Raw genomic sequence first — 14,533 nt, forward strand, 5'->3', positions numbered from 1 at the left:
CCGAGACCCTCCGCGCCGCCGGTCGTCCGACGACCGGCGGCGCGGAGGCGTATTTTCCATGCATGAGCGCCCGGGACCCCATCGCCGACCTGCGCCGCATCGCCTTCCTCCTCGAACGCGCCAACGAGGCGACCTACCGGGTCCGGGCATTCCGGTCGGCGGCCACGGCCCTCGCCGCGCTGCCGGGCAGCGAGGTGGCCGAGCGGGCCCGCACCGGCAAGCTCACGGAGCTGTCGGGCGTCGGCGACGTCACCGCCCGCTGCGTGGCCGAGTCGCTCGCCGGTGAGGAGCCGGTCTACCTGCGCCGGCTGCTCGCCACGGAGGGCACCGACCTGGACGCGGCGGCCACCGCGCTGCGCACCGCGCTGCGCGGCGACTGCCACACCCACTCGGACTGGTCCGACGGCGGCTCACCCATCGAGGAGATGGCGCTCGCGGCGGTCGAACTCGGCCACGAGTACGTGGTGCTGACCGACCACTCCCCCCGGCTGAAGGTGGCCCGGGGCCTGACCGCCGACCGGCTGCGCCGGCAGCTCGACCACGTGGCGAAGGTCAACGAGGCGCTGCCGGAGGGCTTCCGCATCCTGACCGGCATCGAGGTGGACATCCTCGCGGACGGGTCGCTCGACCAGGACGAGGAGCTGCTGGCCCGCCTCGACGTGGTGGTCGGCTCGGTGCACAGCGGCCTGAACGACGAGCGGGCGAAGATGACGCGGCGGATGCTGACCGCCATCGCCAACCCGCACCTGGACATCCTCGGCCACTGCACCGGGCGGATGGTGGCGTCCCGGCCCGCCGGGGTGAAGGGGCCGGGCGACCGGGCGCACCGGCCGCGTACCCGGGCGGAGAGCGACTTCGACGCCGACGCCGTCTTCGCCGCCTGCGCCGAGCACGGCGTGGCCGTCGAGATCAACTCTCGGCCGGAGCGGCAGGACCCGCCGAAGCGGCTGATCCGCCGGGCGCTGGAGGCGGGCTGCGACTTCGCCATCGACACCGATGCGCACGCCCCCGGGCAGCTCGACTGGCAGCGGTTCGGCTGCGAGCGCGCCGCCCTGTGCGGGGTGCCCGCCGACCGGGTGGTCAACACCTGGGACGCCGACCGGCTGGTCGACTGGGCCCGCTCCGCCCGCTGAGGTCCTGGCTGCTCGACCTGGCTGCTCCACCTGGCTGACCGGGCCCTCGCCGGCAACACGCCTGCGACCAGGGGGATGACACCACGGACGCTGTCGAGCTGCCCCGTCCATGAGACCGCATCACACGCCGGTGGCCGCCGGGCGCGGCCATCACAAGCGACCGGCCATGACAAGCGGCGGCCCTGCCATGACAAGCGGCCCTGCCATCACACGCGCCGGCTTCACACCGGCCCGGCCCCACACCCGGCGGCCCGACCTCACAGACGGCCCAACCTCACAGACGGCCCGGCCGTCACTGACTGACGGGCGGCGGAGCGGTGACCGCGTCTGGACGGGTGCGAAGCGGCGGCGCGTGCAGCAACGAACTGCGCCGCTCCTGAAGGTCGCCGGCCCACGGCATGTCCCGCCACGTTCACGAGTGGAACACCATGGCTGTCAAAGGCGGGCGTTGACACCCGTGGTGTTCCACCCGTCCGCCGAGACAGCAGGCGGCAGGCGACGCAACGAGCGGCGGACGGCAGGCGGCGGACGGCAGGCGGCAGGCGGCGAAGGCCGGGTGACGGGCGGGATCGCTCAGCGGCGGGCAGCCGGCACGGACGGCGCGGCCTGCGCGGCGACGCCGGCCGGCGCGACGGCAGCGGCCGGCGCGACGGCAGCGGCCGTGGTCGACTCGATCACGCTGGCGGGCGCGGACGGCTCGGTGAAGCCGGCGGAGGCGGGCCGGCGGAGGCCGATCAGGCCCTGCGAGACGGCGACGCCGAACAGCACGATGAGCGCGCCCACCGGCTGGTGCCAGGTCAGCCGCTCGTCGAGGGCCAGGGCGCCGATCACCACCGCGAACACCGGCACCAGGTAGGTCACGGTGGAGGCGGTGCTCGCCCCGGCGAGCCGGATGTTGCGCAGGTTGATGACGAAGGCGAGGCCGGTGCCGAGCGCGCCGAGCGCGAGCACGCTGGCGAGCACCTCGGCCGAGAGACCGGTCGGCGCCGGGGGCGCCCCCGCCACCAGCGGCGCGACGACCGCGAGCTGGGCGGTCGCGACCAGGAGTTGCGCCGCCGAGAGCGAGAGCCCGGAGTGCGCGCTGCCCGCGACGAACTTCTTCTGGTACGGGATGGCGACCCCGTAGCAGGCGGCCGCGCCCAGGCACATGAGCTGCCCCGTGAAGTGGGCGCCGCCCACCCCCTGCCATACCCCGAGCACCACCAGCACCCCGGCGAAGCCCAGCGCCATCCCGACCGCCCGGCGCGTGGTGAGCCGCTCGGTGCGGAACACCAGCACGGCCAGCGGCAGCACGATGAGCGGGGTGGTGGCGTTCCAGATGCCCGCGAGCATCGACTCGACGCGCTGCTCGCCGTAGCCGAAGAGGGTGAACGGCACGGCGACGCCGAACGCGGCGGCCACGGTCAGGTGCGCCCACACCCGGGGCTCGGCGGGCAGGCGGTCGCGGAGCACGGCGAGCACCAGCAGCAGGGTCACCGCGCCGGCGGCGACCCTGTAGAGGGTGAGGTGCAGTGGGTGCAGCTCGCCGATGCCGATCTTGATGAACAGGAAGCTGGAGCCCCAGATGGCGGCCAACGCCAGGAACCCGGGCAGCCAGCTCCGCAGCGCCGCCCGGTCAGGAGTGGAATCCACTGTCACCCCTGACACTCTGCCGCAGCCGTACGACGAAGTCCCGCGACTTTCGGACGCCGTGTCGACCACCACAGAAACCGCCCGTCGCCAGGGCGGTCGGCGGTCGGCGGCTTTCGGCCGACCTGCCGTTCCCGATCGACTTCGACCCCGCCGACCTGCTGCCCTGAACACGCAGAACGCGTTCGACAACCCGGCGGTGCCCTCACGTAGGGTCGCAGCGTGGGACGAATCGATGACCTCGCGAACCGCTACGTGGCCGACTGGGCGCCGCTGAGCCCGATCGGCGCCACCTACGTCGGCATCGCCGGCTACGACGACCGACTCGACGACCTGTCGCCCGACGGCTACACGGCCCGGGCGGAGCTGGCCCGGCAGACGCTGGCCGACCTGGACGTGACCGAGCCGGAGTCGGAGGCGGAGCGGACCGCCAAGGAGGCCATGCAGGAACGGCTCGGCCTCGACCTCGCCCGCTACGACGCCGGAGAGGCGAGCAGCGAGGTCAACGTGATCTCCAGTGGTCTGCACGAGGTCCGCATGGTCTTCGACCTGATGCCGACCGAGGGCGACGACGCGAAGGCCAACGTGGCGGCCCGGCTCAACCGCTTCGCCAGCACGCTGGAGGGCTACAAGACGACGCTGCGCGAGGCGGCCGCCGCCGGCCACGTCAGCGCCCGGGTGCAGCTCGTCGAGGTCGCCAAGCAGTGCGACGTCTGGGTCGACCCGGACGGCGACAACTTCTTCCACGGTCTGGTCGAGCGGCTGGGCGCGGACGGCACCCTCGGCGCCGAGCTGCGTCGGGGCGCGGCGGCGGCGACCGCGGCGACGGCCGAGTTCGGCCAGTTCCTCCGCACCGAGCTGGCCCCGCTCGGCCGGGAGAAGCAGGCTGCGGGCCGCGAGCGCTACGAGCTGGCCTCGCAGTACTTCCTCGGTGCCAGGGTCGACCTCGACGAGACGTACGCCTGGGGCTTCGAGGAGCTGGCCCGGCTCGAGGCCGACATGCGGACGGTGTCCGGCCGGATCGCAGGCCCCGGCGCCACCATCGACGAGGCGGTCGCGGCGCTGGACGCCGACCCGGCCCGGACGATCCGGGGCAAGGAGGCGTTCCGGGACTGGATGCAGGCCCTCGCCGACAAGGCCATCGACGAGCTGAACGGCACCCACTTCGACATCCCCGAGCAGGTCCGCCGCATCGAGTGCTGCCTGGCCCCGACGAGCGACGGCGCGATCTACTACACCGGCCCGAGCGAGGACTTCTCCCGTCCCGGCCGGATGTGGTGGGCGGTGCCGCAGGGCATCACCGACTTCTCCACCTGGCGCGAGGTGACCACCGTCTTCCACGAGGGCGTCCCAGGTCACCACCTCCAGGTCGCCCAGACCGCCGTACGGGCCGAGCTGCTCAACCGGTGGCAGCGGCTGCTCTGCTGGGTCTCCGGGCACGGCGAGGGCTGGGCGCTCTACGCGGAGCGGCTGATGGACGAGCTGGGCTACCTGGAGGACCCGGGCGACAAGCTCGGCATGCTCGACGGCCAGGCGTTCCGGGCCGCCCGGGTCATCGTCGACATCGGCATGCACCTGGAGCTGGAGATCCCGAAGGACAACCCGTTCGACTTCCACCCGGGCGAGCGCTGGACGCCGGAGCTGGGCTGGGAGTTCATGCGGGCGCACTGCCGGGTGCCGGACGAGAACCTGCGCTTCGAGCTGAACCGCTACCTCGGCTGGCCGGGGCAGGCGCCCTCCTACAAGGTGGGCGAGCGGATCTGGCTCCAGGCCCGCGACGAGGCGAAGGCCCGCAAGGGCGCCGACTTCGACCTCAGGGAGTTCCACCGCCAGGCGCTCGACCTCGGCTCGCTGGGGCTCGACCCGTTGCGCAAGGCGCTCGCCCGCCTCTGAGGTGGGCGGTGCGGGGCCGGAGGGACACCGGCCCCGCACCGGGTGGTGGGGAGTGCGGTCAGGGAAGGGTCAGCTTCAGCGCCGGCTGGGCGGTCAGCGCGTCGCTGCTGACGTACGCCAGGTCCATGGCCGGGTCGGTGAAGGTGATCGGCACCGGTGACGTGACCGGCAGGCCGTCGGGGAGCGGCAGGTCCGGCGTCAGGGTGATGTCGACGCCGAGCAGCCGCCCGGCGAAGCGGGTGGCGTAGAAGGCGACGTCGCCCTGCACCGTCAGCTCGTCCGTGGCGAAGCGCATCGTCCGGCTGGCCGGCCCGGGCGCGCGGAGCAGGAAGTCGTCGGTGACCGCCCGGTCCATCGTGAACTTCAGGGCCCGCAGGCTGCCGTCGGCGGTGGGCAGGTCGGTGATGCCCTCGAACCGCAGCCCGTACATCGTCACCTTCGAGCCGGTGAGCTTCGACGGAACCGCCGCCACCACCGGCTGCCCGGGATCGGGGGCGATCCGCGGCAGGGGCGTGCCCGGCGGCGTCTCCCCGATCGGGCTCGGCTTCGGACCGGCCGGGACGCACCCATGGTCAGGGTCGGTCGGGTGCTCGCCGGGCCGTCCGGTCAGGGTGGGGCGGACGCTCGGGCCGGTGGTCGGTGTGCCGCTGGCGGTCGGCGTGGGGTCGAGGCTCGGCGTGGGGCGAAGGCTCGGCGTGGCCGACGGCGTCGCCCATACGGCTGCCTTCTCGTCGTCGTCCCGGCCGCCGTCGAAGAGCTGCCCGACGCCGTCCAGGATGTGGCCGACGATGCCGCCTCGCAAAGGCGACGGGCTGGGACCGACCGGGGCGACCGGCGCACTCGGCGTACCGAGCGGGGCGGTGGCCGACACGCTTGGCGTGCCGGTCGGGGCCGGCGGCGTCCCGCCCGGACCGGGAGCCGTGGTCGGGCAGGCGGGAGCCGACGGCGCGGCCGCAGCCACCGGCGTCGGGCCGGGGGCGGTGAGGGCCACGGCGGCCGCCAGGCCGAGCAGCACCGGAAGCACCGCGTACGAGCTGTGGCCGCGCCGCCCGCCGCCCGACCGGGAGGGCCCGTCGACCAGTCCGGCCTCCACCGCCGTCGGCCGGGCCCACCCGGCGCGCGCCGACAGCGACTCGGCGGGCACGGCACCGACCGGCATCGGTCCGGCCTCAACCGGGACCGACTCGACCGGCGCTGGTCCGGTAGGGACGGCGTCGACCGGTGCCGGCTCGGCGGGTAAAGCGTCGGACCGGGGAGACGGGACGGGACCAGCGTCCGGCATCCGGGCGGAACCGGCTGGGAGCATCGCCGCGAAGCGCTGCCACCGGGTACGGCCCTGGTTGTCGAACCGATCCTGCACGGGTCTCCTCCTCGGCGATGTCGCGCAGACGGCCGGTCGGCGACGTGGCGGCCCCGCACCTGCCCTCGCCCCTGTTACCAGCAGGTAACGAGTGTGCCGATGATGCTGCTCCTGCACGCCACGGCCCACAAGACCCCGGCCGCCCACAGGCGGCTCCCGATCCACACGAGGAGGCGCCTCGGTGACCCAAAGTGGAAGACGTCGACCCGCTGACGCCCAGACGAAGCAACCATGCCAGACATATGCCGCATAGGCCGATCACCATGAGTGGTGATCAATCGATGCATCACGATTTAGTAACGGGGCCGTCGCGCACCGCAGACGGCGAAGGGGTGGACCGTCCCGGTCCACCCCTTCGCACGGCGCTCAGCGCGTGGTCAGCGCTGGCCAACCTCACCCGCTGCTGGCGTCAGACCCGGTGCCACCGGATCACGCCACTTCGTCGACACCGGAAATTCTCAGTCGCTCAGCGACCCGGGACGGCGGGCTGCTCGGCGGTCACGTCCGCCCGGTGGCGCGGCTCCGCGTCCGGCTGGGCCGCGCCCCGCCGGACCACCAGCACACCGGCCGCCGCCAGGATCAGGCCCAGCAGCACCAGGCCGATCGGCGCCCACACGCCGAGAAGGGTGAGCTTCTGCCGGCTGTCCTCCGCCCGCTTGACCGAGGCGGCGACGGTCTCCTCGTTGTATGAGAAGTCGGCGTCCAGCAGCGTGGCCGGCGCGCCGATGTCCGGCACCAGGGTCTTGCGCTGCACCTCGCGCACCTTGAGGAACGAGCCGGTCACCGGGTCGATCCAGACGGTACGGGTGTTGCTGTAGACGACCTTGCCGCTGGTCGCCCCTGGTGCGAGCGTGCCGAGCAGCAGCTTGACCCGCTCCTCCGCCAGGTTCAGCTGCTCGTCGGTGATCACCTGCTCGTAGCGGTAGGACTCGATGCCCTTGATGTCCTCGGTGCCCTTGAACTCCGCCGGCCGCACGCCCCGCAGGTCACGGTCGTAGATCTGGTAGGTCTTCTTCTCCGCGCCGAACGGGAACTTGTACATCTGGCCGGAGAACTGCACCTTCTCCCGCGTTCCGGTGTCATCCAGGTACTGGTTGTTCCAGTCGAGCGCGGAACCGGCGACCCGGTCCAGGGCCAGCGCCAGGCCGTACGCGCTGACCAGTTCCTTGGAATCCGTCCGCTCCACGGTCTGCCCGACCTGCCAGACGACGGCCTTGCCGTCGAGGTCACCGGAGAGTTCACCGGTCGTCTTCGCGTCGGGCGAGACGCGGACGGTGGACTTGAGGTCGGCGCGGTTGATCGCGATCTTGCCGTTGGTGATCTGGAGGAAGGTGGCACCCCTCGCCTCGGCGACCGAAGTCGCCGCCTCCAGATCGTAGGGCAGCTTGGACATCGCCGGCTTGACCACGAACACAAGCCCGGCGGCAAGCGCCAGGAGCAGTATGCCGCTGCCGAACAGCACGGCACCTATGGCGCGGTGCTTCATGTTTCCTCCCCGGAGGACCTAATTTTCGCCGCTGTCGATGAGAGTTGGCCGCGAGGTTACTACCAAGTCACATAGCGACGCGACCCCCGGCCAGCTCTGTTTTTCCCGCCGCGCCGCCCGGTTCCGCACCGGTCCGACGCAGGACGAGCAAGAGGTTCCACGCGGCGACCTCCCGGACGCCGGGAATCCGGATGACCCACCGCCCCCACCACGGGTGGTAGCGCGGCAGTGCGTCGAGCAGTTCCACCTCGGCGTTGCCCCGTACCCAGCGCAGCGTCTGGGCGATCGAGGTCGGGTGGAGCGTCTCCCGGAACCGGTTCTTCGGAGGGCGGCCGTTGCGGCGCTCGTAGCGCCGCCGGGCCCGGTCGCCGCCGAGATAGTGCCAGGGCGCGGTCTCGTGCCCGCCCCACGGCGACAACCAGGGGGTGAACGACACGAAGACCACACCGCCCGGCCGGGTCACCCGGACCATCTCGTCGAGCATCCGGGTCGGCTCCGCGACGTGCTCCAGCACGTTCGACGAGAACGTCACGTCCACGCCGCCGGAGCGCACCGGCAGGGCCGTACCGCTGCCCCGCAGCATGCCGGCGACCGAGTCCCCGGCCGCCGAGAAGTCGCCCACGTCAGGGTCGAGCCCCACGTAGCGGGCGCCGGCGGCCCGGAAGGCCGCCGCGAAGTAGCCGGGGCCGCCGCCGACGTCGAGCACCGTCCGGCCGGCGAGCGGAACGTAACCGGACACCTGGCGTACGGAGTCCTGGGCGAGCAGGCCGTAGAAGTGGTCCGGGTCGCTCTGCTCGACCAGGAAGGCCCGGAACAGGGCCACCGACCTGCCCAGCGTGGCGAATCGGCGACGCGCCGCCCGCCCCGTCCCGTCATGCGCTGCGCTCATCACGCCACCGTCCCGTCCTCGTCCCGATCCGTGGCTTCGGCCGGCCGTCCGTCCCTGGCGCCCGGCGTCACATCATCCGCATCGGCCGTGCCCGTCCTCGCGCGGGGCACCTCCGCCGGCCGAGCCGCGCCCTCCGGCGCGACGCCGGGCACGGGAAGCACCGCGGCGACCACCGCCCCGACGGCGACGAGCATCGCCCCCTGCACCCACGGGCCGTACGCCCACTCCTGCCCGTGGCCCTGCAACCGGCCGGCCACCGTGGTCACCGTGGCGAAGCTCAGCGCGCCGAACACCACCACCGGAAGAGCCCGGCGGGTGAGCTGCCGCAGCAGCATCGCGGCCAGCACGATGGCCACCGGCAGTACGCCGCCCAGCGCGGCGAGCAGCACCACCAGCAGGACGGCGGTCGCCCAGACGGGCCCCTCCGCCGGAACCGTCACCGACGAGGGTGGCAGGGCGTCGGCCGCCGCGCGTCGCCGTACGGGGAGCAGCGCCAGCAGCAGCACCCCGAACGCCGTCACCGCCCCCGCCACCAGCCCACCCCGATACGTCCGGTCCGGGGCGAACGTCAGGTGGACCTCCCCGGCCTCACCGGCGGGCAGCACCCACGCCTGCTGCCAGCCGTCGACCCGGGTGGCGGTCAGCGGCCGACCGTCCACGGTGGCCGTCCAGCCCGCGTTCGCGTTCTCCGGCACCACCAGCAGCGCCGTGTCGCCGGCCGCCACCCGCACCCGCCGGTCCGTCGGGTTCCAGTCGAGCACGGTCACCTCGCGGTGCCGGGGCGCGGCCTGCGCCGCCTCCGGACGCAGCGCGGCGTCCTGCACGATGAACCCGTTCGACGGGGAGGTCGCCAGGCGGTGCCCGCCCGCCCGGAGGTCCACCACCGCGCCGGTGGCGCCGCAGACGGTGACCGGCAGCGGCCGGCCGTCGAGCACGTCGGCGAGGGTTCCGGCGACTGACGTGTCGTAGCGGATTCCGTCCAGCTCGACTGCGGGCCCCGACCCGCACCGCTCGACGACGCGCGTCGTCCCGGCGATCGGACGGAGCAGGTCTTCCAGTCCGGGGATCTGCACCTCGGCGATCCCCACGGTCGCCGTCCAGCCGTTGCCCCGCCGGTCGGCCACCCGCTCGGCGGAATCCCGCACCACGATCTCGATCCGGTCCGTCCGTACCGCCGGGAAGCGCACCACGCCGTCCGCGCCGACCCGCAGCACCCGGTTGGCACCCGGGGTGCGCACCTCGACCGATTCCGGCAGTGAGCCGACCGGCAGCTCCGCCGGACGCAGCCGCACCTCGGCGATCCGGCGCGGCTCCGACCAGCTCAGCCGCAGGGTGGGACGCAGGTCGTCGCTGTCGGCCAGCCAGGCCGTGCCCGGGTCGCCATCGATCGCCGCGTACGCGGCCACCGCCGCGTCGCCGGCCAGGTGGGAGGAGGCGGTGGCCCGCACCGGCACCCCGGACAGCGTCCACTGCCCGCCGGGCCGGGGCACGGCGGTCATGTCCAGCCGGAACGTCCCGGGGGCCGCGCTCTGGAACACCCGGTCCACCCCGAGCGGCTCCTCGCCGGCCCGGGCCAGGAACCGGTCGCACCGGATCACCGTCCCGGCGGGCCGGAGGCCGGAACCGGTGGACGGCACGGCGTCCGAGCCTGCGGCGGCCACCGGGAAGCAGGCGGGGCGGTCGGCCGGCCCCCGGCTGAACGACCAGGCGACCGGTCCGACGAAGCCGGTCGGGATGTCGGCCGGGGTGCGCAGCGCCCGTCGCGGGGCGGTGCCGGGGATGACGAGGTCGCGGATGCCGACCCCGCCGTCGAGCCGCCCACCGGCGACCGCCAGCACCGTGACGCGTACGCGGCTCGTGGAGCCGGGAAGCGTGTAGTACGAGTGCGCCCCCAGCGCGCGGGCGACCTCGTGGTCCACCGAGCCCCGGTCCGTGGTGACCCGGAACCGGGTTACCGGCCACCCCACCCCGAGGTCGTCGACGAAGTTGAGCGTGACGCGGTCGACCTCGCGCGGCGTGTCCAGGTCCACCTCCAGCCACTGGCCGACGGGACCGGCCAGGGGCGCCGAGTGCCAGGCGGTGCGCTCGTCGCCGTCGACGGCCGCGAAGGGCAGGTGAGACGGGTCGGCGGGGGCGAAGCTGTCCACGAAACTGATCGCGCTGGAGGCGTTGACCTCGCGTACGCCCTGGTAGGTGGCGACCGTCTGGTGCTGGTCGCCCGGGAACGGCAGCAGGTCCAGGGCGACGCGGCCCTGCCGGCTCGCCTCGGCCGCGGTCAACGTCTGGCTGAGGTTGTCGCGGACCCGGCCGATGTCGCGCTCGCGGCGGCGCAGCCCGTCGGTCACGATCCACGACTCGTCGCCGCCGTCGCGGAAGCCGGCCCGGTCCCCGGCCAGCACCACCGGTCTGTCCCGCTCCACCAACCCCTGCTCCAGCAGCGGCAGCAGCGACTCCGGCCCGCCGCTGACCGTCGGCACGTCGGCGGCGAGCACCGCCGATGCGGCCGGCACCGGCCGCCGCACCTCGTACACCTCGACGGCCGGCAGCGGGCCGGCGCCCTCGTCGACCGGGCTGCCCGGCGTACGGCCGAAGGAGGTGGTGCTGCCGAAGGTCGCCACCCGCGTGATCCCCGGCGACCTGGCGAGCGCCTGGCGCAGCGCCGCCACCGGCGGCGCGTCCACCTGCGTGCGGTCGATGTCGTTGCGCAGCAGCAGATGCCGGAACCCGGAGCGGGCCAGGAAGTCGGCGAGGCCGGCCGAACCGCGGCCGTGGGCCAGGGCGGACTCGACGGTGTCCATCATCCGGGTGTTGCCCGCCGAGCCGAGCGGGATCTGGTGGCGCACCGCCCAGGGCGCCCCGGCCAGGGCCTGGAGCGGCTCGTCGACGGAACGCCCCCACTCGTACTGGCCGAAGCCGGAGCCCGGCACCATCAGGGTGCGGGCCAACGCGTCGCGCTCGGCCAGCCAGGTCGCCGCCGCCCGCCAGTGCGGCGGCAGGTCCGACCAGCCCGGCCCGGGCCGCAACTGGCCCAGCCAGGCCGGCGCGGCGGCCCCCAGCACGAGCAGCAGCACCGGTACGAACAGCAGCGGGCGCAGCCGGAGGGCCCGCCGACGTCGGCCGGCGGCCCGGTGCAGCCGGGTGGCCCACGCGTCGACGCCGTGCGCGAAGCCGAGCATCAGCGGCAGCCGCAGCACCGGATCCAGCTTGTGCACGTTGCGGAACGGCGCCAGCGGACCGTCCAGCAGGTCCCGCACCGGCGCCGAGAGCGGGCTGTCCAGGCTGCCGACGTAGCCCATGGTGAGCAGGGTCAGCCCGGTGAGGAAGCCCAGCACCAGGAACCGGCGCTCGGGCAGCAGGTTGCCGGCCAGCCCGGCCAGGCCGACCAGCGCCACCACGGCGGTGAGCGTCATCAGCACCGGGTTGTCGATCAGTAGCCAGCCCGCCGGCCACCACGGGTCGCCCTGCACGATGTACGCGACCCACTGGTTGGTGCCGCGCACCGCCTGGAACAGCGAGGCGACGGCGGTCGTCGTGGTGGACGACTCGATGTAGTCGAGGAACGGCAGGCTGTACTCGCCGAGCAGCAGCAGCGGCACGATCCACCAGAGGCAGACCCCGACGACGCAGAGGCACCACCAGCCCACCAGCCGCAGGTGCTCGCGGTCCCAGCGGCGGGTGAGCAGCCAGACCCCGGGCAGCAGCAGGGCGAGCAGCACCACCGCCGCGTTGATCCCGCCCATGCCGAGCACGGCCAGCGCGGAGAGCGCGGCGGCCCGTCGCGGGGACCCGATCCGCCGCACCAGGACCAACGGCAGCAGCACCCAGGGCAGCATCGCGGCGGAGAGCGTCTCGGAGGAGAGCGCGCCGATCTCGGTGAGGATCCGGGGCGCCAGCGCGTAGCCGAGGGCGGCCGCGTACCGGGTCGGTTCGGTGCCGATGCCCAGCGCCCGGGCCAACCACAGCAGGCCGTAGAACGCGGCGGCGAGCAGCAGCGCGGTCCACAGCCGCTGGGTGATCCACGGCGGTACGCCCAGCAACTGTCCCCCGGCGAAGAACGGCCCCATCGGGAACAGGTAGCCGTACGCCTGGTTCTGCAGCTCCCCCGAGGTGGCCTCCGGGTTCCACATGTGCAGCGCCCGGGCCATGAAGTGCACCGGGTTCGCGGCGAGGTCGAGCTTGGTGTCGAAGGTGACCAGACCGGGCCGCTGCACGAAGGCGATCACGGTGAGCAGCAGCAGCGACAGGGCCGTGCCCGGCGCCCCGCGGACGGATCGGACGACCCGGCGCACCGGGCCGCCGGGGTGCCGGGGCCGGGAAGGGTGCGGGTTCACCGTCGGCACTCCGGGGGAAGGCAGCTCAGGTCCGCGAGCGCGGAGAAGAAGATCTGACGGATGCCGCTGGGCTCGTCGGTGCTGAAGACCTGCCCGCCGGTGACCTTGACGATCGACTTGAGGTCGTCGGCGTCGATGTCCTTGCCCAGCCCGATGAAGACGATCGGCAGCGGCTGGCGCGGATCCTGCAACTCGGCAAGCTCGGTGAGGAACCGGGCCCGGCCGATGCTGTCGCCATCCTCGTCGCGCCCGTCGGTCATGATCAGCACGAGGTTGATCCGCCCGGGTGTCCAGTGCCGCCGGGCGTCCCGGTAGGCGGCCAGCGTCGTGTCGTACAGCCCGGTGCCGCCCCGGGGCTTCACGCGGACGGCGCCCAGCCGTTCGACCAGCCGCTCCCGCTGCGTCGGGTCCAACGGCGCGACCGGCAGGATCTCCTGGTGGTCCCGGTCGCCGTCGACCTTCGTGGAGAAGACCCACACGCCGAGTTCGCTGTTGTCGAGCAGCAGGCCGGAGCCCTCCCGGGCCGCCTTGAGCGTGGCCTCGAGCCGGGTCTCGTCCGAGCCGGGCACCTGGGCGGCCATCGAGCCGGAGATGTCCAGCACGGTGAGGATGCGGGCACTGCGCTGCACGCCGCTCCACCCGGTCAGCGCCTCGGTGACGACCTCGTCGGCAGGCAGCGGCACCGGTTGGCGTACCTCCGGCGACAGCCGGCCGTCGCGGGGGATCGCCGGCGGGAAACCGGCTGCGGTGCGGAAGCCGTACCCGCTGAGCAGGTCCCGCGCCTCGACGGTGTGCAGGTTGGTCAGGAAGCGCGCGGCGGCGTCCCGGACCGGACCGAGGGCGGCGGGCAGCACCACGTACGGCAGGTCCAGCGCGGGGACTGCCACCTCCGGGTACGCCGCCACCAGCTTGTCGTCGCCGGCCAGCGCGTTGTGCACGAGCATGGCCTGCTCGCTGGTGGCCACGGCGTCGGCCTTGCCCGGCAGGGCCGACCCGACCGGCAGCGTCCCGCCCGCGGGGGGAGTGAACGTCCGGTCGGCGAGCCGGCGCAGCACCGCAGCGACCGTCCCGGCCGGGTCGTCCTCCCCGGCGGCCAGGCCGCGCACCCCGAGCACGACCCCGACCCCGACCGGGTCGACGGCCGGGTCGGGCAGCCCCACCTTGACGGCGGGGGCCTTCGGACCGACGGTGGAGCGCCAGGTCAGCTGCCTCGCCGGCCACCCCAGCCGGCGCGCCGCCGAATCGGCTACCGCGAGCACGACCGGCGTGCTCGCCACCGACGTGCCCTGCGCCGGCACCTCGAAGGCGCCGGCCGCGCGGGCCCGGAGCAGCCAGAACGTCGACTCCGGCACCCACGCGTCGGCGACGTCCACGCCCTCGGCCACCTGCGCGGCGACGGCGCCGGACTCCTGGGCCTGCACGGAGATCGTGACGCAGGGCTGCGTGCCGACGCTGGCCCGGACGATCCGGTCCAGGGCTGGCGCGATCACCGGGGCCGCGGCGACGCGGAGCTGGACCCGCTCCACGCACTCCGGGACGCTGCGGTCGGACCGCACGTACGCCACCGTCGCCCAGCCGGCCAGCAGCAGCGCGAGCGCGGCGCTGAGCAGCACCACCGGCGACCGCTGGAAGAGGCCCCGTACCGCTACCGGACCGTCGCGCACGCCCGGTCACCTCCTCGTCGTCGCCGGAACGAAAGGCACGTCCGCCCGCAGGTCGCGCCGCGTGGCGCGGAGCGACGCCCGCCACCGTACGCAGTCGCGCTGCACACCCTGCCAAGGTTTCCCGTCGCCGGCAAACCCCTGGCGACCG

At 74.0% G+C, this 14,533-nt stretch carries 8 protein-coding genes; 2 read left to right on the plus strand and 6 right to left on the minus strand.

Annotated elements, in window-relative coordinates; translation table 11 throughout:
• Positions 1–62 precede the first annotated feature (62 nt).
• A complete protein-coding gene (locus CLT72_RS20255; RefSeq protein WP_101413138.1) occupies positions 63–1,133 on the plus strand; it encodes a PHP domain-containing protein in 1,071 nt (356 codons plus the stop codon).
• A gap of 573 nt (positions 1,134–1,706) precedes the next feature.
• Here the strand turns inward: CLT72_RS20255 and CLT72_RS20260 are convergent.
• Positions 1,707–2,771, minus strand: coding sequence for a DMT family transporter (locus CLT72_RS20260; RefSeq protein WP_101413139.1), 1,065 nt, complete (start codon positions 2,769–2,771; stop codon positions 1,707–1,709).
• A 213-nt stretch (positions 2,772–2,984) separates the two neighbouring features.
• Here CLT72_RS20260 and CLT72_RS20265 point away from each other — a divergent pair, with 213 nt between their 5' ends.
• On the plus strand, positions 2,985–4,655 hold the full coding sequence (locus CLT72_RS20265) for a DUF885 domain-containing protein (protein WP_101413140.1): 1,671 nt from the start codon (positions 2,985–2,987) through the stop codon (positions 4,653–4,655).
• 58 nt (positions 4,656–4,713) lie between these two features.
• Here CLT72_RS20265 and CLT72_RS20270 read toward each other — a convergent pair whose 3' ends face one another.
• The 5 genes from CLT72_RS20270 to CLT72_RS20290 all read right to left on the minus strand — a co-directional run bounded on the left by CLT72_RS20270 (position 4,714) and on the right by CLT72_RS20290 (position 14,385).
• Positions 4,714–5,814 (minus strand): hypothetical protein, encoded by a 1,101-nt coding sequence (locus CLT72_RS20270; RefSeq protein WP_101413141.1) that lies wholly within the window; start codon positions 5,812–5,814, stop codon positions 4,714–4,716.
• A gap of 667 nt (positions 5,815–6,481) precedes the next feature.
• Positions 6,482–7,501 carry a cell envelope lipid trafficking protein PgfA gene (gene pgfA, locus CLT72_RS20275; RefSeq protein ID WP_396803587.1) on the minus strand — a complete coding sequence of 340 codons (1,020 nt, stop codon included), beginning with the start codon at positions 7,499–7,501 and terminating at the stop codon, positions 6,482–6,484.
• A 67-nt stretch (positions 7,502–7,568) separates the two neighbouring features.
• Complete coding sequence (locus tag CLT72_RS20280; protein ID WP_101413142.1) at positions 7,569–8,390, minus strand: class I SAM-dependent methyltransferase; 822 nt, start codon at positions 8,388–8,390, stop codon at positions 7,569–7,571.
• Positions 8,390–12,721 (minus strand): alpha-(1->3)-arabinofuranosyltransferase domain-containing protein, encoded by a 4,332-nt coding sequence (locus CLT72_RS20285; RefSeq protein ID WP_396803585.1) that lies wholly within the window; start codon positions 12,719–12,721, stop codon positions 8,390–8,392. The genes CLT72_RS20280 and CLT72_RS20285 overlap by 1 nt, the downstream gene beginning before the upstream one ends.
• Positions 12,718–14,385 (minus strand): substrate-binding and VWA domain-containing protein, encoded by a 1,668-nt coding sequence (locus CLT72_RS20290; RefSeq protein WP_101413143.1) that lies wholly within the window; start codon positions 14,383–14,385, stop codon positions 12,718–12,720. Before CLT72_RS20290 ends, CLT72_RS20285 begins: the two co-directional genes overlap by 4 nt.
• Between the last annotated feature and the right edge of the window lie 148 nt (positions 14,386–14,533).

The sequence above is a fragment of the Micromonospora sp. CNZ309 genome (assembly GCF_002846525.1).